Genomic DNA, 19,674 nt, shown 5'->3' with positions numbered 1-19,674 from the left:
ATAATGGTAATGTTCCGAAGTGGTCAGACCACCTTGGAAATGCAGAAAAAGGGAGAGTGGGAAAGTGGCGACATTACGAGAAGAAGCATTACATATGCATCGGTTAAAAAAAGGTAAAATTGAAACAAAAGCGAAAGTTATGGTCCGTAATGCACAAGATTTGTCGTTAGCTTATTCACCAGGTGTTGCTGAACCTTGTAAAGAGATTTTTGAAGACCCTCAAACTGTATATGAATACACTGTAAAAGGTAATATGGTTGGGGTTGTTTCTGATGGTACAGCCGTGTTGGGCTTAGGTAATATTGGCCCTGAAGCTGCAATGCCTGTAATGGAAGGGAAGGCAGTATTATTTAAATCATTTGCTGGAGTAGATGCTTTTCCTATTTGTTTAAATACAAATGACGTGGATAAGATTGTAGAAACAGTGAAATTGATGGAGCCTACTTTTGGAGGCATAAACTTGGAAGACATCGCGGCTCCTAAGTGTTTTGAAATCGAGGAGCGCCTCAAGAAGGAAATGAATATTCCAGTTTTCCATGACGATCAGCATGGTACTGCAATTGTTACAGCTGCAGGTTTACTAAATGCCCTCAAAATTACAGGGAAATCCATGCAGGAAATTAAAGTGGTTGTTAATGGTGCTGGTGCAGCAGGGATTGCTATTATAAAACTATTAAAAAGTATGGGTTGTAAAGACTTTATATTATGTGATTCTAAAGGTGCTATCTTCGAAGGCCGTACCCATGGAATGAATGACTTAAAACATGAACTAGCACAAGTAACTAATCGAGAGAAAAAAGAAGGTAGCTTAGGAGATGTTATTGAAGGAACAGATGTTTTTGTAGGTGTATCAGTAGCGGGTGCCTTGACAAAGGAAATGATTCAGACGATGAACACAGATCCTATTATTTTTGCAATGGCTAATCCAGTTCCTGAAGTGATGCCAGAAGATGCAAAAGCTGCTGGTGCAAGTGTGATTGGAACAGGAAGGTCAGACTTTCCTAACCAAGTGAACAATGTTCTTGCCTTTCCTGGAATTTTCAGAGGTGCGTTAGATGTTTACGCCACTCATATAAATGAGGAAATGAAAATTGCAGCAGTAAACGCAATTGCTGGGCTAGTCGCAGAAGAAGATTTAAGCGCTGATTACGTCATTCCAGGACCTTTTGATCCTAGGGTTGCCCCAGCAGTCGCAAAAAGTGTTGCCAAGGCCGCGATGGAAACTGGTGTAGCAAGGAAAAAGGTTAATCCTGATGAAGTGGAAAAACGGACGAGGGAATTAACGATGATTGATGATAACTAATAGATTGCTGGGGGTATAGATGAAGGATTTATGCTATCCGATCCTCTATACTCCTTTCTATTTGGTTGGTGCACTAAGCATCGACTAGTCCGGGCTGTTCTTACTAGGAGGATAAAGCTTTAAAATGAATACAAAAAATAAAGTTTACGTCAATATACTTAATGAAATAGACCAAATCATCACTCATGATCAGCTAGTTCCAGGAGATAAATTACCTTCAGAACGGGAATTAGCAGAACGTTTAGGAGTAGGAAGATCTTCGGTCCGGGAGGCCTTACGTGCCCTAGAACTATTGGATTTAATTAAGACTAAAAAAGGGGAAGGTACTTTTATACAAGAGTCTGGTGGTCATAGGCTTGCTGAGGTACTTGCTGGTTTTTTCCTTCGGGACAGCCAAGCAAGGCAAGATGTGAAAGAAACAAGAAAAATAATAGAAATAGAATCCGTTCGTCTTGCCTGTAATAGGGCTTCTAAAGATCACTTAGAAAAGCTTGAATCATTCATTAAACAATCAGAGGAAAAATGGTCTGATGGAATTTTACCGGTTGAAGAAGATTATTTATTTCATGAAACACTTGTAGAATCAAGTCATAATAGACTATTACTGAATATTTGGCGTCCATTAGTAAGTTATAGTAAATATGCTATCCGGGAATCCCTTGCTCGTAGAGGGAGAACTGAGAATTCTATTGAAGAACATCGTGCTATTTTAGAGGCGATAGGGAGAAAAAACGAGGACGAGGCTGTTGTAACATTGAAGAAACACCTCGAAAACAGTCGATTTTAAGAACAATTTGTTAGTACCTAGTACTAATAGTAGCCTTGAATATGAGTTAATAAAAGTGTATGATGCAAAATAGGGAATTATATTTATATTCTTTATATTGTGAACTAATTTAAGAGATATGAATGAAAAAAGCTCAGCAAATTCATGTTTAGCTCTAGCTCCTATTAGCCGCGGGGGACTTCTATCGTGTCCAAAGGCGCTTGTGCTTTTCTTCTTTCATTTACATATTTTTTTCAAATAGAGAGGTGAGATCGTGTTAAGGGACATATTTTCAAAAAAGAAAAAGTATGCAACTATACCTTCTGAGCAGGCAAAACAAGAAGTTCCGGAGGGTTTGATGACTAAATGCCCACAGTGTAAAACTATTATGTACATTAAAGAATTGAAGAAAAATAATTTAGTGTGCGAAGGTTGTGACTATCATCATCGGTTATCTAGTTATGAACGACTTGAGCTCACCCTTGATCCAGGTAGCTTCCAGGAGTTTGATGCTGATATGATTGCAAAGGACCCACTCGAATTCCCATCTTATCTAGAAAAATCGGCTCAAGACCGAGAAAAGACGAAATTAAATGAGGCCGTAGTTACTGGTGAAGGTACTATTAATGGTATACCGACTGTCATTGGTGTAATGGATGCTAGGTTTAGAATGGGAAGTATGGGTTCAGTCGTAGGTGAAAAAATAACTAGAGCTATTGAAAGGGCTATTGAAGGAGACAAGCCTTTTATTATGTTTGCAGCATCAGGTGGTGCTCGTATGCAGGAAGGTGTCTTTAGCTTAATGCAGATGGCAAAAACTAGCGCTGCTTTAAATCAGTTACATGAAAAAGGATTGCTTTTTATTAGCGTGTTGACTCATCCGACAACTGGTGGAGTATCGGCGAGTTTTGCTTCTCTTGGAGATATTAATATTGCAGAACCAGGTGCTCTGATTGGTTTTGCAGGACGAAGGATTATTGAACAAACGATTAGACAGAAGCTTCCGGATGATTTCCAAACAGCTGAATTTTTACTAGAACATGGTCAATTGGATCAGGTTGTATCACGTCATAATCTAAAAGAGACTTTAGGGACTATTTTAGCACTTCATTATCCCAATGGGGAGGAATAATCGATGGTTGATCAACTACCTTTTGAAAAACCTATCATTGAGTTGAAAAATAAAATAGCTGAGTTAAAGACCTTTACTACGGAAAAGGGGATAGATTTGTCTGGTGAAATTGAAAAACTTGAAGGACGATTAGAACAACTGGAAAAGGATATATATGGGAATTTAAATCCTTGGGAAAGAGTCCAAATTGCTAGACATAGTAAACGTCCTACTTCACTTGATTACATTGATAGGCTATTTACAGACTTCCTAGAATTCCATGGTGATCGTTTGTATGGTGATGATAAAGCGATAGTAGGTGGAATAGGGAGATTTCAAGGGAAGCCTGTGACCATTATTGGACACCAACGTGGCAAAGCAACGAAAGAGAATATAAAAAGAAATTTTGGTATGCCTCATCCAGAAGGTTACCGCAAGGCCCTTCGTTTGATGAAGCAAGCTGAAAAATTTAAGAGGCCTGTTATATGTTTTATAGACACAAAAGGAGCGGATCCTGGGATTGAGTCCGAAGAGCGGGGCCAAAGTGAAGCCATAGCAAGAAACTTAATAGAAATGGCAGGTCTAAAAGTTCCTATTATATGTATTGTTATTGGTGAAGGGGGCAGTGGTGGAGCCTTAGCTTTAGGTGTAGGTGACCACATTTATATGCTAGAAAATTCCACTTACTCAGTTATCTCTCCTGAAGGGGCTGCAGCATTACTTTGGAAAGACTCTTCACAGGCAAAGCGTGCAGCAGAAACGATGAAAATCACTGCTCCAGATTTATTTGAGCTTGGATTAATCGATGGCGTCATCCCTGAAATAAGGGGAGGAGCCCATCGTGATGTGGATAAACAAGCTGGAGAAATAAGAGAATATTTAGAAAAGTCCTTACAAGTTCTAAGGGATTTCGACGGAATTACCCTTGTTCAAAAACGTTACGAAAAATTTAAAAATATTGGAGAATATAACCATGTAAGCGATGTCACACCTGTGGAATAAGGAGTTTGCTTTCCCGAAAACGGGAAAGCTTTTTAAATGACACGGAATGTCTATTGTTTTTAATAAATGAAAATGGTATTTTAAACACATATTAAAATACATAGTTGTATATAAGAGGTGAGTTCTGTGAAACGCATCGGGATTTTAACTAGTGGTGGAGATTCTCCAGGAATGAATGCAGCTATTCGATCTGTGGTTCGAAAAGCGATCTATCATAATCTTGAAGTATTTGGAATTTATTATGGTTATGCTGGATTAATCAATGGTGACATAAAAAAGCTTGAAATTGGTTCGGTAGGTGATATTATACATCGTGGAGGTACAATGCTATATACTGCGCGATGTGAGGAGTTTAAGACGCTAGACGGACAACTTAAAGGTATTGAACAGTTAAAGAAATTTGGAATAGATGCCCTCGTTGTCATTGGGGGAGATGGTTCCTTTCAAGGAGCAAAGAAATTAACAGAACATGGCTTCCCTACGATAGGGGTTCCGGGAACAATTGATAATGATATTTCAGGGACTGACTTCACTATCGGCTTTGATACAGCTTTAAATACTGTTATCGATGCAATTGATAAAATACGTGATACGGCAACATCCCACGAGCGTACCTATGTAATAGAGGTAATGGGGCGCGATGCTGGTGATATTGCTTTGTGGTCTGGTCTTGCAGATGGGGCAGAGACAATACTTATACCTGAATCAGAGTATAACATGGAAGAGATTATTGCCCGACTCAAGCGAGGACGGGAACGTGGGAAGAAGCACAGTATTATTGTTGTTGCAGAAGGTGTAGGTTCAGGCGTTGATATTGGTAAAGAAATACAAGATAAAACGAACTTTGAGACAAGGGTAACAGTACTAGGACATATTCAACGTGGTGGCTCACCAACAGCATCTGACCGTGTTCTTGCGAGTCGATTAGGCGCTTATGCTGTGGAACTTCTAATAAGTGGTGAAGCAGGAAAAATGGTTGGTATTGAGAAAAATCAGCTTGTGTATCATAGCATTGATGAAGCTTTAGCCAAAAAACATTCTGTTGATGAACAAATGTACCAATTGTCTAAAGAGTTATCTATTTAAAATAATAAGCTTTAAACGGATGTAAACTTTTTCTTCACGTGTTGATTATGCTTGAATTGGTTATGATTCATGAAATGAACAGCGCTTTTCCAGAAGAGCTAGGACACGTAACGTTTTGTCCTGGCTTTTGTATGGGATTTTGAAGAATAGTAAAATATAGATTATAGTATGGAAAGTATTTTGAGGAGGATAAAGAAGTGAGAAAAACTAAAATTGTATGTACGATTGGACCAGCAAGTGAGAGTATTGAACAGTTAACAGATTTAATGAAAGCAGGTATGAATGTTTCACGCCTTAACTTTTCCCATGGTGATTACGAAGAGCATGGTGCGAGAATTAAAAACATTCGCTCAGCTGCAAAAGAACTAGGAAAAACTGTTGCAATCTTATTAGATACAAAAGGCCCTGAAATCCGTACTCAAACGGTTGAAGGTGGGGCAGTGGAATTAGTACAAGGAACAACTGTAAAAATCTCTATGACTGAAGTTGTAGGGACTGCGGAGAAGTTCTCTATCACATACCCTCGATTAGTAGAAGATGTTCAAGTTGGTTCTACGATTCTTCTTGATGACGGACTTATCGAACTAAAAGTAACAGAAGTAGGAAAAGATGAACTTACTACGAAAGTTGTTAATAGTGGGACTTTAAAAAATAAAAAAGGTGTTAACGTTCCTGGTGTAAGTGTTCAACTTCCTGGTATTACAGAAAAGGATGCAAACGATATCGTATTTGGTATTGAACAAGATGTAGATTACATTGCAGCATCTTTTGTGCGTCGTGCAAGTGATGTACTTGAAATCCGTGAACTATTAGAAAAGCATGGTGCTGGGCACATTCAAATCATCCCTAAGATTGAAAACCAAGAGGGTGTAGATAATATTGATGAAATTCTTGAAGTATCTGACGGCCTTATGGTTGCCCGTGGAGACCTTGGGGTAGAAATTCCAGCTGAAGATGTACCTTTAGTTCAAAAAGAGCTCATTAAAAAATGTAACAAATTAGGAAAGCCAGTCATTACTGCTACACAAATGCTTGACTCGATGCAGCGCAACCCACGTCCTACTCGTGCTGAAGCTAGTGACGTAGCGAATGCTATCTTTGATGGTACAGATGCAATTATGCTTTCTGGAGAAACAGCTGCTGGTAATTATCCGGTAGAATCTGTTCAAACTATGAGCAATATCGCATTGAAAACAGAAACAGCATTAAAATATGATGATATCCTTCGCAAAAGATCAAAAGAGAGTGAACATACAATTACGGATGCAATTAGCCAATCAGTATCCCATACTGCATTAAACTTAAGTGCAGCAGCAATTGTAACTGCTACAGAAAGCGGATATACTGCGAAAATGGTCTCTAAATATCGTCCACAATCTGCTATCGTTGCCATTACGAGCAGCGAGCGTGTATGTCGTTCTTTAGCTCTTTCTTGGGGAGTGTATCCACAATTAGGAGAAAAAGCGAATACAACAGATGAAATGCTACAACAATCGATTGATGGGGGATTAAAATCAGGCCTTGTAAAACGCGGTGACTTAGTTGTCATTACTGCTGGTGTACCAATTAACGAAACAGGTACTACAAACATTATGAAAGTACATGTTGTAGGTGAAGTTGCAGCGAAAGGACAAGGTTTAGGAAGAAAATCAGCAACTGGTAAAGTAGTTATTGCAAAAACAGCTGCAGAGGCATTAGAAAAGGTTAACGAGGGTGACATTTTAGTAACTACAAGCACTGACCGTGACATGATGGCCGCTTTTGAAAAAGCAAGTGCTGTTATCACTGAGCAAGGTGGTCTTACTTCCCATGCTGCAGTTGTTGGGCTTAGCTTAGGTATTCCAGTAATTGTAGGTGTTGATAAAGCGACTAGCATTCTTGTTGATGGGGAAGAAATTACCGTTGATGGTAGCCACGGTAACATCTATAAAGGACAAGCTAGAGTACTGTAATAGAGTATATATATAGGTTGGAACATTGTAGAAAAATTGAAGTTATCGTTCATTCAACTTCACTTAAACACTACTTTGTTCCACCTTTTTTATGTTGCATTTTGTGATCTAATAAAACATCCCTTATAATGAAGAAGTGCATTATTTTACATGTAGAAGGGAAAGAATTGTGATGGGCCGTATTTTCTTTTTATTATTAATTATAGTTCCAGCTTTGGAAATTGGTGTTTTAGTTTTAGCAGGTAATTATATAGGAATTCCAGCTACAATTCTTCTCATTATTTTAACGGGAATTTTAGGTGCAGCTTTGGCGAAAAAAGAGGGGTTAAATGCGATCCGTACAGCCCAATTACAAGCCTCACAAGGTCAAGTTCCAAGTAGTGTTTTACTTGATGGGATTTGTATATTAGTTGGTGGAGTTGTGTTATTAACACCAGGATTCCTAACAGATGCCATAGGGTTTTTCTTATTAATCCCGCAGACAAGGGCTATATTTAAAGGGTTTTTAAGACGTATTTTTGAAAAGCGTATCCAGTCTGGGAATGTCATCTTCTATACAAATCGTAAATGGTAAATGCGCCGAAGCAGAAGCTTCTTGGCGCATTTTCTTTTATCGAGGTGAACCTTTTACATATCCTATAACTTCCTCAATTACACCTGCTTTAATAATCGATAAGATGAAGACAAGGATTGCAGGTCCGATCAACAAGCCAAAAATACCAAAAAATTGATAGCAGGAAAATAAAGTGATCAAGAGCGCGAGTGTTGGAATACCCATATGTTTGGACATAACCTTTGGTTCAGCCAGTTGCCTTTGAATGATAACAACAGCATATAAAATGGCTAAACCAATGGTTAGGGGCCAATGTCCCGATACAAAAGCATAAATAATCCATGGTATAAAAACTAGGCCTGTACCTAAATACGGTAATAGGTCCACAATTGCAATAAGTAATGCAGTTGTAATGGCGTATTCAACACCAATTATTAATAATCCAATATAAACGATTATGCCCGTAATGGATACTAGGGTGAGTTGAGCTAGGGCATAACCAACAATGGCATGCTTCCACTGCTTTATCATTTTATTTACTAGTATTTTAACTTTTTTAGGAGTCCTTTGCTCTATCCATTGAATCATGACTGGCCAATCCTTAGTTATAAAGAAGGCTCCTAAAAGAGCAAAAAAGAGAACTGTTACGGTGTTTGGGAGTGATAATAAGAAGTCGGCCAAGCCGTTTAGTAAGTTTTGTACGATATTGCCTAACCGAACACTTATATCTCCTAAAAGTCTTTCAATTGATTGATGAATGGTAGTCTGCTGTTCCGTATTTAATTGAGAAGTGAGTGCGAGGGCTCCTTCATAAATTGGAATAATAACAGAGTCAAACCATTGGTGTATTTTTTCAAATGCATCTTGTATATAATGCGGGAGTTCCTTCGTTAAATAACTTAGACCTGCCACAATCTCAACTACTAATAACGAGATGACCGCAGTAAATATCACGATAAAAGCTAGGATGACAGAAAAGACAGCTGATGTCCTCCCCCAACCGAAATTTTTCTCAATAAAATTCACAGCAGGAATGAAAATAAAAGATATGATCAACCCTATAAAGAAGGGATATAAATAAACAATTAAAACATAGGAAAAGCCAATAATAGCTATTACCCAGAATAAAACGGTTAGTAATCGAATGAGGCGTTGATAGCCAGTTGTATTTTGCATAGGTGTTCCCCCTAGAGACAAGCTTCCTTGTACAGAATATGAGAGTAATCTGAAAATATGCTAAATCTCTTAATAGGGTCATGCTTTGTTTGAGCGAATCGTTTTATAATAAATATACTGTTATGTTAAAATAATAAAGATTCATCTGAGGAGTGAATTGCTTGTTTACTGGACCAACGTTGTTTATGATCATACTTTTAATGATTGGTATATTTGCAAAAAATCAATCATTAATCATTGCAGTCAGTTTTTTGCTAGCAGTTAAATGGATAGGAGTAGGGGAAAAGGTTTTCCCATACTTGCAACAAAAGGGGATTAGTATAGGTGTGACGATCATTACAATCGCAGTCCTAGTTCCAATAGTTACAGGCGATATTGGATTTAAGGATTTGCAGCAGGCTCTAAAGTCATCGTACGCATGGATTGCGATGTTATCCGGTGTTTTTGTAGCTGTCATTGCAGCAAGTGGTATTGACCTTTTAAAAACCGATCCTCACATTACTGTTGCATTAGTGTTTGGTACAATTCTTGCAGTAGCTGTTTTTAATGGAGTAGCAGTAGGCCCTTTAATAGGTGCTGGAATTGCGTATACTGCTATGAAAATAGTAGATTTTTTTAGTTCATTAGGTGGATAAATAGTATTGCTAAATTTAATATTCTAACAAATTTAAATTCTTTCATAAGTCTAAATTTTTGGTTGTTTAAGAAAAATAAATTTCACAAAAATGTGAAAAATGGTATAATAAGTTGTAAATGAATACAAATACATAGGTTAACTTGCTTTACCCTGAGTTAATCTTTCGTAACCGCTTACGTTTTATCGAGTATGTGCAGAAAAGAACACGTTCTCAGGAAAGTATTTTAGCAAAGTTTCTTACAAGCTAAGCTGTTTGGGGGTAAAAGATATAGAATACCCCTTTAATTTTTTTGTAAAGGAGAGGTAGGTATGAGTACAACAAAAGGACTAGAAGGTGTTGTTGCAACCACATCAGGAGTCAGCTCAATCATTGATGGAGTGTTAACTTATCATGGATACAACATCGATGATTTAGCTGAACATGCGAGTTTTGAAGAGGTAGTATACTTACTGTGGAATCATCGCCTTCCAAATAGGGAAGAGCTTAGTACCTTTAAAAAAGAGTTAGGGGAATATGCGGAAGTTCCAAAAGAAATCTTTGAACAAATGAAATCCTACCCAATCAGTAAGGTGCATCCAATGGCTGCACTAAGAACTGCCATCTCACAGTTAGCTTTATTTGATGCAGAAGCTGATGATATGGGTGAATCTTCAAACCGTAAGAAGGCATTAAAGCTTCAAGCTCAAATTTCAACAATTGTTACTGGGTTTGCAAGAATTCGCCAAGGTAAGGAACCATTGGCTCCAAGGGGTGACCTTGGATATGCTGCAAACTTCCTTTACATGTTAAATGGAGAAGAGCCTGATGAAATTTCAGTAGAGGCTCTTGATAAAGCATTAGTTTTGCATGCTGACCATGAATTAAATGCATCAACCTTTACAGCGCGTGTTTGCGTTGCCACTTTATCTGATATGTATTCTGGCATAGTATCTGCTATCGGTGCCCTAAAGGGACCACTTCATGGTGGTGCAAATGAAAGAGTAATGAAGATGTTGTCAGAAATTGGGGAAGTTGATAAGGCCGAATCTTATATAAAAGATGCATTAAGCCGAAAAGTAAAAATTATGGGCTTTGGTCATCGAGTATATAAAAATGGAGATCCACGTGCAAAGCATCTAAAAGAAATGTCAAGACAGCTTACAGGTATTACTGGTGAGCCGAAATGGTATGACATGAGCGTAAAAATAGATGATATTGTAACGAATGAAAAAGGATTATTGCCAAATGTTGATTTCTATTCTGCCTCTGTTTATCACAGCTTAGGTATTGAACATGATTTATTCACACCAATTTTTGCAGTGAGCCGAGTATCAGGGTGGATTGCACATATTCTAGAACAATATGAAAATAACCGCCTCATTCGTCCAAGGGCTGAATATACTGGTCCTGAAAGACAAAAATGGGTACCATTAGATAACAGATAATAGATAAGTTATACCGTAGAAAGGGAGGAGACTCCCTTTCCTACTGTAATCATACAAGAATTTTATTAGGAGGTTTTTATTAACATGGCAGGACAAAAAATTACAGTACAAAATGGTGAATTAAACGTACCAAATCATCCGATTATTCCTTTTATTGAAGGAGATGGAATTGGACCGGATATTTGGAAAGCAGCTTCACGTGTTTTAGAAGCTGCAGTAGATAAGGCTTATAGTGGGGAAAAAGGTATCGAGTGGAAAGAGGTACTAGCTGGTGAGAAAGCTTATAATCAAACTGGTGAATGGCTTCCAGCAGAAACTCTTGATACTATTCGCGAATATATTATCGGAATCAAAGGACCTTTAACTACACCAATTGGTGGAGGGATTCGCTCTTTGAATGTTGCTCTTCGCCAAGAGCTAGATCTTTATACATGTCTTCGACCAGTAAGATGGTTTGAAGGTGTTCCATCACCTGTTAAGCGTCCAGAAGATACGGATATGGTGATTTTTCGTGAAAACTCTGAAGATATTTATGCTGGTATTGAGTACCAACAAGGCACTGATGAAGTGAAGAAACTTATTGACTTCTTACAAAATGAAATGGGTGCTACTAAAATTCGTTTTCCAGAAACATCTGGAATTGGTATTAAACCAGTTTCTGAAGAAGGAACTCACCGTTTAGTACGAGCAGCTATTGAATATGCAATTGAGCACGGGAAAAAGAGTGTAACCCTTGTACATAAAGGGAATATTATGAAATTTACTGAAGGAGCCTTCAAAAATTGGGGGTATGAATTAGCTGAGAAGGAATACGGTGATAAAGTATTTACTTGGGCTGAATACGATAAGATCGTAGAAGAAAAAGGAAGAGATGCTGCAAACGAAGCGCAATCAAAAGCGGAAGCTGAAGGCAAAATCATCGTTAAAGATTCGATTGCAGATATTTTCTTACAGCAAATCCTAACCCGACCAAAAGAATTTGATGTGGTTGCTACGATGAACTTAAACGGAGATTATATCTCAGATGCATTAGCTGCTCAAGTCGGTGGAATTGGAATTGCACCAGGTGCCAATATCAACTATGATACTGGACATGCAATTTTCGAGGCTACTCACGGGACAGCACCTAAGTATGCTGGTTTAGATAAAGTTAACCCTTCATCTGTTTTACTTTCTGGTGTGTTAATGCTTCGTCATTTAGGTTGGACAGAAGCAGCTGACCTTGTTGAAAACTCAATGGATAAAACAATTGGTAGCAAAGTTGTCACTTATGACTTCGCACGCCTAATGGATGGTGCTACAGAAGTTAAGTGCTCTGAATTCGCTGATGAACTAATCAAAAATTTATAAGTCATAATAGATGCTTTAAAAATATTTGGTTTGCGAAGGGAGATAGGACGATGGCTATTAGAAGGAAGAAAATTACCGTGGTTGGTGGAGGTTTTACAGGTACGACTACAGCATTGATGGTGGCACAAAAAGAATTAGGTGATGTAGTTTTAGTAGATATCCCCAAAATGGAAGATCCAACAAAAGGTAAAGCTCTCGATATGCTTGAAGCAAGTCCAGTCCAAGGTTTTGACTCCAACATCGTAGGTACTTCTGACTATCAAGATACAGAAGGGTCAGATATCGTTGTCATTACAGCAGGAATTCCTAGAAAGCCGGGAATGAGCCGTGATGACTTAGTCAGTACTAATGCCAATATTATGAAGCAAGTTACAAAGGAAATTGTGAAATACTCTCCTGATTGTTATATCATAGTATTAACTAATCCGGTTGATGCGATGACATATTCTGTATTTAAAGAATCTGGTTTCCCTAAAAATAGGGTAATAGGACAATCGGGTGTACTTGACACTGCTAGATTTAGAACATTTGTAGCACAGGAGCTTAATGTGTCTGTAGAAGATGTTTCTGGATTTGTTCTCGGTGGTCATGGAGATGATATGGTGCCAATGCTTAGGTATTCCTATGCAGGTGGAATTCCAGTAGAGAAGCTTATCCCTCAAGATCGCCTAGATGCAATCGTAGAGCGAACTCGAAAAGGTGGGGGAGAGATAGTTAACCTACTAGGTACGGGAAGTGCTTACTATGCACCATCTGCCTCTATCGTTCAAATGGTAGAAGCTATCATTAAGGATAAAAAACGCATTCTTCCATCCATCGCCTATCTCGAAGGAGAATATGGCTATGAAGATTTATATTTAGGAGTCCCTACTATCTTAGGTGGAGACGGAATAGAAAAAGTTCTAGAGCTCGAATTAAATGATGATGAAAAAGCTGCATTACAAAAGTCAGTGGATTCGGTCAAAACGGTTATGAAGCTTATAGACTAATATAAATCTTTAAGAAATCCGGTTGAAAAACCGGATTTCTTCATACAATGAATGTAAACGCTTACCTAAAGGAGGAGGACTTTGATTGTTTACAAAAAAGCGGAAAATTGGTAAGACAATTGACGAATTAAAAGTGGGAGACAAAATAGAAATCACTAAAGAGGTGGAGGATAAAGATATTCTCTTATACCTAGGATTTACTGATGATGCTAACCCTGTATATATTCAGCATGATTATGCTTCCCGTACCCCATATGAAAAACCGATTGTTCCGCAGATTATGATGAATGGCTTTGTGTCATCTGTGATATCTATGTACTTACCAGGACCAGGTAGTGTTATTAAGAAAGTGACATTTTCTTATCCAAAGCCGTTATATCATTATGGAACACTCCATTTAAATATAGAAATTTCTAGTATTGATGATAAGGGTCATACGATCTATCTAAATGTGATAGGGAAGGATGATTTAGAAGATATCGTACTAGATGGAGCGGTGGAAGTATGTCCTCCTTATCCATGGAAACCAATTACGTATGATGCAGGTACCTTTGAAAATTTTTAGTAAATGTAAATTTACGAAAAATTTACAAAACATTAACCGAGAGTCAAAAACACTCTACTAAGTGTGTGTTTTTTGACTCTTTTTAATTTTTCACCCATTTTTCTAATTCTTAAAATATAGTAAGATATAAGAAAATGAGTACACCATCATTTTTTTCAATAATCCTAAATTCAGAGGTATATTATACAGATAGGCACTGTTAAACCATGATGTTGATTTTTACAGCTGCCATGAACAACAATCTTCGAGACTCCTGCGGACATGTATCGATGAGGCTCTGCGGTTTGTCTCACAGCAAAGAAGACACTGCAAAGTATGAGCAGATGTGGAATTTGTACCTTACGTGAAAGCGAGTGAATTGTTGGAAAATGGCAATAGATTAACTAAAATTTCAGGCTAGCCTAAAGATAAATAGCTTGCTCTATTGACGAGGAGGAGAAGAAATGTCACAGCATGTTTTAGTAGTAGATGATGAAGAATCTATCATTACATTGTTACAATTTAACCTTGAGAAGGAAGGGTTCATAGTTACTACAGCATCAAATGGAAAGGATGCACTCGAAAAAGGATTAAATAACCCCTTTGATTTAATTTTACTAGACCTCATGTTGCCTGAGATGGATGGTTTGGAAGTATGCAAACGACTAAGGGAAAATAAAGTTACTACACCTATTTTTATGCTTACTGCCAAGGACGATGAGTTTGATAAAGTTTTAGGATTGGAGTTAGGAGCAGATGATTATTTAACAAAACCATTTAGTCCTAGGGAAGTAGTTGCAAGGGTAAGGGCCATTTTAAGAAGGACACGCTCTCGTGTAGAAGATCAAGTTATAGAAAATAAAGAAGTAAAAATAACTATTGGTGATGTTGATATATACCCTGAGAACTATGAAGTTTTCTTAAAAGGTAAACCATTGGAGCTTACGCCAAAAGAATTTGAGCTATTACTGTACTTAGCTAATCATAAAGGTAGAGCTCTTGCAAGGGACCAATTATTAAATGCTGTATGGAACTACGAGTTTGTAGGGGACACTAGAATTGTAGACGTACATGTTAGTCACCTGAGAGATAAGATAGAACCTAATACGAAAAAACCTGTATACATTAAAACGATCAGAGGATTAGGGTATAAATTGGAGGCCCCTCAAGAAAATGCATAGTTACAGAACGAGATTAATCTTCCCCCTTGCACTTATCATTTTATTAGTGCTTGCTAGTTTGGGTGCCATTTTGGGACCATTATTTAAGGAATTTTACTTTGAAAGAATGACAGATCGTGTTGCTAAAGAAACGGATGCAGTTGCATTTTACTTAGAAAACTTGGATATGTATTCACAAGATATATTGCAAGGTCGTATCGTGGATATTGCAGAAAAACTAGATATTCGCATTACCCTTTTAAACTTAGAAGGAGAAGTAATTGCCGAAACTCATAGTGATCCCTTGTCCATGGAAAATCATCTAGGCAGGCCTGAAGTAACGGGAGCTATAGAGTCTGGAGCTGGACAAGAAATAAGATATAGCAGCACCATTCATACAGAATTATTGTATTATGCTGTACCATTTTCGCAAAATGGAGAAACAATAGGTATCCTTCGACTAGGTATGCCCGTTGAAGAGCTGAATGATGTCTATCAAGATATTTGGACCGTTATTTTTGTAGGATTCTTTCTAGCATTCATTATTATCGTAGTCTTTGCTACCAAAATAGCCAATCAACTAGTAGCACCAATTGAAGAAGCGCGGAAAGTAGCGAATGAATTAGCAAAGGGGAACTTTTCTGCTAGATCTTTTGAAGGAAGTAACTTGGAAACAGGTCAATTAAATCAATCACTGAATGTTCTTGCAGAAAACTTGGATCGTATCACAACTACGTATGAAGTGCAGCAAGAACGTCTCGAAACATTAATAGAAAATATGGGCAGTGGATTAATTTTAATTAATGCTAAAGGAGATATTACGCTTTTAAACCGCTCCTGCAAGGATATTTTCCAAGAGGATACAGACAAATGGCTAAACAAGCTATATTATCAGGTCATTAACCATAAAGAAATAATTAAGTTAATCCAGGAAATATTACTTACGGAAAATCGAAAGAGAAGACATCTAACATTGCCGATAAAGCTTGAAATACGGCATTTTGACGTCCATGGCGCTCCAATTATTGGAAATGATCACCAGCTTAAGGGTATAGTATTAGTTTTCCATGATATTACAGAGCTAAAAAAACTGGAACAGACCCGTAAGGATTTTGTTGCTAATGTATCTCATGAATTAAAGACCCCTGTTACATCTTTAAAAGGATTTACTGAAACACTTCTCGGAGGAGCAATGGATGATGAGGAGCTACGCCTCAAGTTTTTAACGATTATTGCAAAGGAATCAGAAAGACTAGAAAGTCTTATCCATGACTTATTAGAGTTATCCAAGATTGAAGGCGAGCAATTTCAGCTTCGTTGGCAAAAACTGAAGTTAGAAAGCATTGTAGATGAAGTTCTTGTTATGTTAGAAGAAAAAGCACTTCAAAAGAATGTTTCATTAGAATTTGAAGTGAATGGCAATACTACAATCGAAGGGGACCCTTACCGTTTAAAGCAAGTTATCATTAATATCGTAAATAACGCAGTCAGTTATACTCCGGAGGACGGCGAAATTACAGTAAGGCTATTAGAGGAAACTGAGACAGTCATCCTTGAAGTAGAGGACACGGGCATTGGTATTAGTAAAAAGGAGCTTCCACGTCTCTTCGAAAGGTTTTATAGGGTTGACAGGGCGAGAAGTAGGAACTCTGGGGGAACAGGGTTAGGACTAGCTATCGTAAAGCACCTGTCAGAAGCACATAAAGCAAAAGTAACTGTAGAGAGTGAAGTAGGAAAAGGTACTCTATTCCGTTTAGAGTTTAGAAAAGAGAGGTATGAAGACAATAAAGAAAATGAAGACCAAATAGATTAATTCACAAAATTGTCGGGGACCTGGTCCCCGACAATTCTATGTCCCTTGGAAAGTAAATCTGAAGCAATTCTAATTACGTTTATGGGGGCAAAGAAGGTCTCAATTTGTACAAGAACATATTCATGATAAAATAAGGTTATTAATCATAGCGAGGTGTGATAACGTGAAAAAGCTTGTATTAGTAGACGGAAATAGTATAGCCTATCGTGCATTCTTTGCACTACCTTTATTAAATACTGACAAAGGCGTATATACAAATGCCATATATGGCTTTACAACAATGTTATTAAAAGTATTAGAGGAAGAAAACCCTACACATATGATGGTTGCATTTGACGCAGGTAAGACAACATTTAGACACAATACATATAAAGAATATAAAGGAACAAGACAAAAGACGCCGCCTGAATTATCAGAGCAACTACCATTTATGCGAGATGTATTAAAAGCTTTTAACATCGCTCATTATGAGATAGAAAACTATGAAGCAGATGATATTATCGGAACTCTTGCAACAAAAGCAGCGGATAGTGACTTCGAAGTAAAAGTGTATACAGGTGATAAAGACTTACTTCAACTAGTATCTGAAAAAGTTAAAGTGGCATTAACAAGAAAAGGGATCACGAATGTAGATACCTATGACCTTAACTTGGTGGATGAAAAATACGGTATAACTCCAAAGCAAATTATTGATATGAAAGGTTTAATGGGAGATAGCTCTGACAATATCCCAGGTGTACCTGGAGTTGGAGAAAAAACTGCACTAAAGCTATTAAAACAATTTGAAACCGTGGAAGGTGTTTATAAAGAAATTGAGAATGTGTCAGGGAAAAAATTAAAAGAGAAGCTTGAAGCTAATGAAGAAAGCGCATATATGAGTAAGAAACTAGCAACGATTGAAATAAATGCTCCAGTGGATATTGGCTTTGATGAAATGAAAAAGGAAGAACCAAACCATGAGGCTCTACTCTCTCTTTTTAAAGAACTTGAATTTTCTTCATTATTAGACCGTATAGGTGGAAGTGAAATAGTAGAAAAAGAAGAACTAGAAGATCTTGAAATTACAGTAGTTGAAGAAATTACCTCTGAGATGTTGGTTTCTCCTTCGTCTATCGTAGTAGAGATTCTTGATGAAAACTATCACAATGCAGACATTATCGGGATATCCGTAGCCAATAAAAAGGGTAATTATTATATTCCTACTGAAAAGGCGTTGACTAGTGATGTTTTCAAGGAATGGGCTGCTGATAAGCAAAGGGAAAAGTGGGTCATTGATGCGAAACGGGGAGTCGTTTCTTTAGGGTGGAAAGGGATTAAATTTGAAGGAGTTACATTTGATATCCAGATTGCATCATATCTCATTGATCCATCTTCTAGTTCACATGACATGGCTGACATTGCAAAACGGAATAACGCCATCAGTGTGGAAACGGATGAAGCTGTATATGGGAAAGGGAAAAAACGCCACATTCCTGCGGTAGAAGTTTTGTCCCAGCACCTTGCTAGAAAAGCTGCTTCTATCAGTGAGTTGAAAGAAAAATTAGAAACTGAGTTAAAAGATAATCATCAATATGAGCTTTTTAAAGAACTAGAAATGCCCCTATCTATCGTTTTAGGAAAAATGGAAAGGAATGGGGTGGCAGTAGATAAAAATGAACTAGTTGAAATGGGTGAAAAGTTAACAGCTACATTAAAAACCATTGAAGCAGAAATACACGAACTAGCTGGTTTATCGTTCAATATCAACTCCCCAAAGCAGCTAGGTGAAGTGTTATTTGAAAAATTAAATTTGCCTGTGATAAAAAAGACGAAGACTGGCTACTCCACGTCTGCAGATATTCTTGAGAAGCTGAGGGACAAGCATGAAGTAGTGGAAAAAATCCTTCATTATCGACAACTTGGAAAGTTAAATTCTACTTATATAGAAGGCTTACTAAAAGTAATTCACAAGGAGACAGGAAAGATTCATACAATTTTTAACCAAGCATTGACGCAGACGGGCCGATTAAGCTCTACTGAACCGAATCTGCAAAATATACCGATTCGTTTAGAGGAAGGTAGAAAAATTCGACATGCATTCATTCCGGAGCAGTCAGGTTCCGTTATTTTAGCAGCAGATTATTCACAGATTGAACTCCGTGTACTTGCACATATATCAAAAGATAAAAATCTAATTGATGCATTTGTGAATGATTTAGATATTCATACGAAAACAGCGATGGATGTTTTCCACGTGACTGAAGAAGAGGTAACTTCACAAATGAGGAGAACAGCAAAGGCTGTAAACTTCGGTATCGTTTATGGGATAAGTGATTATGGTTTATCTCAAAACTTAGGAATAACTAGGAAAGAGGCGCAGGAATTTATCAATAGGTACTTTGAAAGCTTCCCAGGTGTCAAGGAGTACATGGAAAACATCGTTAGGGAAGCGAAAGAAAATGGTTACGTCACGACAATGCTGAAGCGTCGTAGGTATCTTCCTGAAATTAATAGCCGAAATTTTAATCAAAGAAGTTTCGCCGAAAGAACAGCCATGAATACACCAATCCAAGGTAGTGCGGCAGATATTATTAAAAAGGCAATGGTTAACATGGCTGAGGAAATGGAAAAGCAGGAATTAAAATCAAAGCTCCTTTTACAGGTACATGATGAGCTTATATTTGAAGTGGTAAAAGATGAGATAGATTTGATGTCAAAATTAGTGCGTGATGTAATGGAAAGTGCTGTGGAACTCGATGTTCCATTAAAAGCCGACGTTGAATATGGTGCTACTTGGTATGATGCAAAATAATATATGAAGGTAAAAA

16 protein-coding genes are annotated in these 19,674 nt (G+C 37.6%); 15 read left to right on the top strand and 1 reads right to left on the bottom strand.

Translation table 11 applies throughout. The features are described from left to right. Positions 1–94: 94 nt before the first annotated feature. The 7 genes from BW724_RS16100 (at position 95) to BW724_RS16070 (ending at position 7,794) form a co-directional block, all read left to right on the top strand. The gene (locus BW724_RS16100; protein ID WP_088077981.1) at positions 95–1,303 is read left to right on the top strand and encodes an NADP-dependent malic enzyme; all 1,209 of its coding nucleotides are present in this window, start codon (positions 95–97) and stop codon (positions 1,301–1,303) included. A 124-nt stretch (positions 1,304–1,427) separates the two neighbouring features. Further along, entirely contained in the window at positions 1,428–2,090 is a 663-nt protein-coding gene (locus BW724_RS16095) for a FadR/GntR family transcriptional regulator (RefSeq protein ID WP_088076198.1), read from the top strand. A 253-nt stretch (positions 2,091–2,343) separates the two neighbouring features. Beyond that, positions 2,344–3,201 carry an acetyl-CoA carboxylase, carboxyltransferase subunit beta gene (accD, locus tag BW724_RS16090; protein ID WP_088076197.1) on the top strand — a complete coding sequence of 286 codons (858 nt, stop codon included), beginning with the start codon at positions 2,344–2,346 and terminating at the stop codon, positions 3,199–3,201. A gap of 3 nt (positions 3,202–3,204) precedes the next feature. Next, a complete protein-coding gene (accA, locus tag BW724_RS16085; RefSeq protein ID WP_088076196.1) occupies positions 3,205–4,182 on the top strand; it encodes an acetyl-CoA carboxylase carboxyl transferase subunit alpha in 978 nt (325 codons plus the stop codon). Positions 4,183–4,308: 126 nt separating this feature from the next. Further along, positions 4,309–5,268 (top strand): 6-phosphofructokinase, encoded by a 960-nt coding sequence (gene pfkA, locus BW724_RS16080; RefSeq protein ID WP_088076195.1) that lies wholly within the window; start codon positions 4,309–4,311, stop codon positions 5,266–5,268. Between the two features lie 197 nt (positions 5,269–5,465). After that, positions 5,466–7,220, top strand: coding sequence for a pyruvate kinase (gene pyk / locus BW724_RS16075; protein ID WP_088076194.1), 1,755 nt, complete (start codon positions 5,466–5,468; stop codon positions 7,218–7,220). A 172-nt stretch (positions 7,221–7,392) separates the two neighbouring features. After that, a complete protein-coding gene (locus BW724_RS16070) occupies positions 7,393–7,794 on the top strand; it encodes an FxsA family protein (protein ID WP_088076193.1) in 402 nt (133 codons plus the stop codon). Between the two features lie 36 nt (positions 7,795–7,830). Here BW724_RS16070 and ytvI read toward each other — a convergent pair whose 3' ends face one another. Beyond that, positions 7,831–8,949, bottom strand: a complete 1,119-nt coding sequence (gene ytvI / locus BW724_RS16065; protein WP_088076192.1) for a sporulation integral membrane protein YtvI — start codon at positions 8,947–8,949, stop codon at positions 7,831–7,833. Between the two features lie 161 nt (positions 8,950–9,110). Here ytvI and BW724_RS16060 point away from each other — a divergent pair, with 161 nt between their 5' ends. The 8 genes from BW724_RS16060 to polA all read left to right on the top strand — a co-directional run bounded on the left by BW724_RS16060 (position 9,111) and on the right by polA (position 19,658). After that, a complete protein-coding gene (locus tag BW724_RS16060; protein WP_088076191.1) occupies positions 9,111–9,584 on the top strand; it encodes a DUF441 domain-containing protein in 474 nt (157 codons plus the stop codon). Positions 9,585–9,895: 311 nt separating this feature from the next. Beyond that, entirely contained in the window at positions 9,896–11,011 is a 1,116-nt protein-coding gene (gene citZ, locus BW724_RS16055; RefSeq protein WP_088076190.1) for a citrate synthase, read from the top strand. A gap of 84 nt (positions 11,012–11,095) precedes the next feature. Then, complete coding sequence (icd, locus tag BW724_RS16050) at positions 11,096–12,361, top strand: NADP-dependent isocitrate dehydrogenase (RefSeq protein WP_088076189.1); 1,266 nt, start codon at positions 11,096–11,098, stop codon at positions 12,359–12,361. 50 nt (positions 12,362–12,411) lie between these two features. Continuing rightward, the gene (mdh, locus tag BW724_RS16045) at positions 12,412–13,350 is read left to right on the top strand and encodes a malate dehydrogenase (RefSeq protein WP_088076188.1); all 939 of its coding nucleotides are present in this window, start codon (positions 12,412–12,414) and stop codon (positions 13,348–13,350) included. 85 nt (positions 13,351–13,435) lie between these two features. Next, complete coding sequence (locus tag BW724_RS16040) at positions 13,436–13,915, top strand: hotdog family protein (RefSeq protein WP_088076187.1); 480 nt, start codon at positions 13,436–13,438, stop codon at positions 13,913–13,915. 443 nt (positions 13,916–14,358) lie between these two features. Continuing rightward, the gene (locus tag BW724_RS16035; protein WP_088076186.1) at positions 14,359–15,075 is read left to right on the top strand and encodes a response regulator transcription factor; all 717 of its coding nucleotides are present in this window, start codon (positions 14,359–14,361) and stop codon (positions 15,073–15,075) included. Then, entirely contained in the window at positions 15,068–16,867 is a 1,800-nt protein-coding gene (gene pnpS / locus BW724_RS16030) for a two-component system histidine kinase PnpS (protein WP_088076185.1), read from the top strand. Before BW724_RS16035 ends, pnpS begins: the two co-directional genes overlap by 8 nt. 163 nt (positions 16,868–17,030) lie before the next feature. Next, positions 17,031–19,658 carry a DNA polymerase I gene (gene polA / locus BW724_RS16025; protein WP_088076184.1) on the top strand — a complete coding sequence of 876 codons (2,628 nt, stop codon included), beginning with the start codon at positions 17,031–17,033 and terminating at the stop codon, positions 19,656–19,658. Positions 19,659–19,674 lie beyond the last annotated feature (16 nt).

It is taken from the genome of Litchfieldia alkalitelluris (assembly GCF_002153425.1).
Classification (GTDB): Bacteria; Bacillota; Bacilli; order Bacillales; family Salisediminibacteriaceae; genus Evansella; species Evansella alkalicola.
The sequence above is the reverse complement of the archived record's forward strand: the minus strand, read 5'-3'. Positions and strand labels throughout refer to the sequence as shown.

Excerpts from the sequence above, each read along its gene's own strand:
- BW724_RS16100 (WP_088077981.1), top strand. The coding sequence starts at position 95 with ATGCATCGGTTAAAAAAAGGTAAAATTGAAACAAAAGCGAAAGTTATG.
- BW724_RS16095 (WP_088076198.1), top strand. The coding sequence starts at position 1,428 with ATGAATACAAAAAATAAAGTTTACGTCAATATACTTAATGAAATAGAC.
- accA (WP_088076196.1), top strand. The coding sequence starts at position 3,205 with ATGGTTGATCAACTACCTTTTGAAAAACCTATCATTGAGTTGAAAAAT.
- BW724_RS16070 (WP_088076193.1), top strand. The coding sequence starts at position 7,393 with ATGGGCCGTATTTTCTTTTTATTATTAATTATAGTTCCAGCTTTGGAA.
- ytvI (WP_088076192.1), bottom strand. The coding sequence starts at position 8,949 with ATGCAAAATACAACTGGCTATCAACGCCTCATTCGATTACTAACCGTT.
- citZ (WP_088076190.1), top strand. The coding sequence starts at position 9,896 with ATGAGTACAACAAAAGGACTAGAAGGTGTTGTTGCAACCACATCAGGA.
- icd (WP_088076189.1), top strand. The coding sequence starts at position 11,096 with ATGGCAGGACAAAAAATTACAGTACAAAATGGTGAATTAAACGTACCA.
- mdh (WP_088076188.1), top strand. The coding sequence starts at position 12,412 with ATGGCTATTAGAAGGAAGAAAATTACCGTGGTTGGTGGAGGTTTTACA.
- BW724_RS16035 (WP_088076186.1), top strand. The coding sequence starts at position 14,359 with ATGTCACAGCATGTTTTAGTAGTAGATGATGAAGAATCTATCATTACA.
- pnpS (WP_088076185.1), top strand. The coding sequence starts at position 15,068 with ATGCATAGTTACAGAACGAGATTAATCTTCCCCCTTGCACTTATCATT.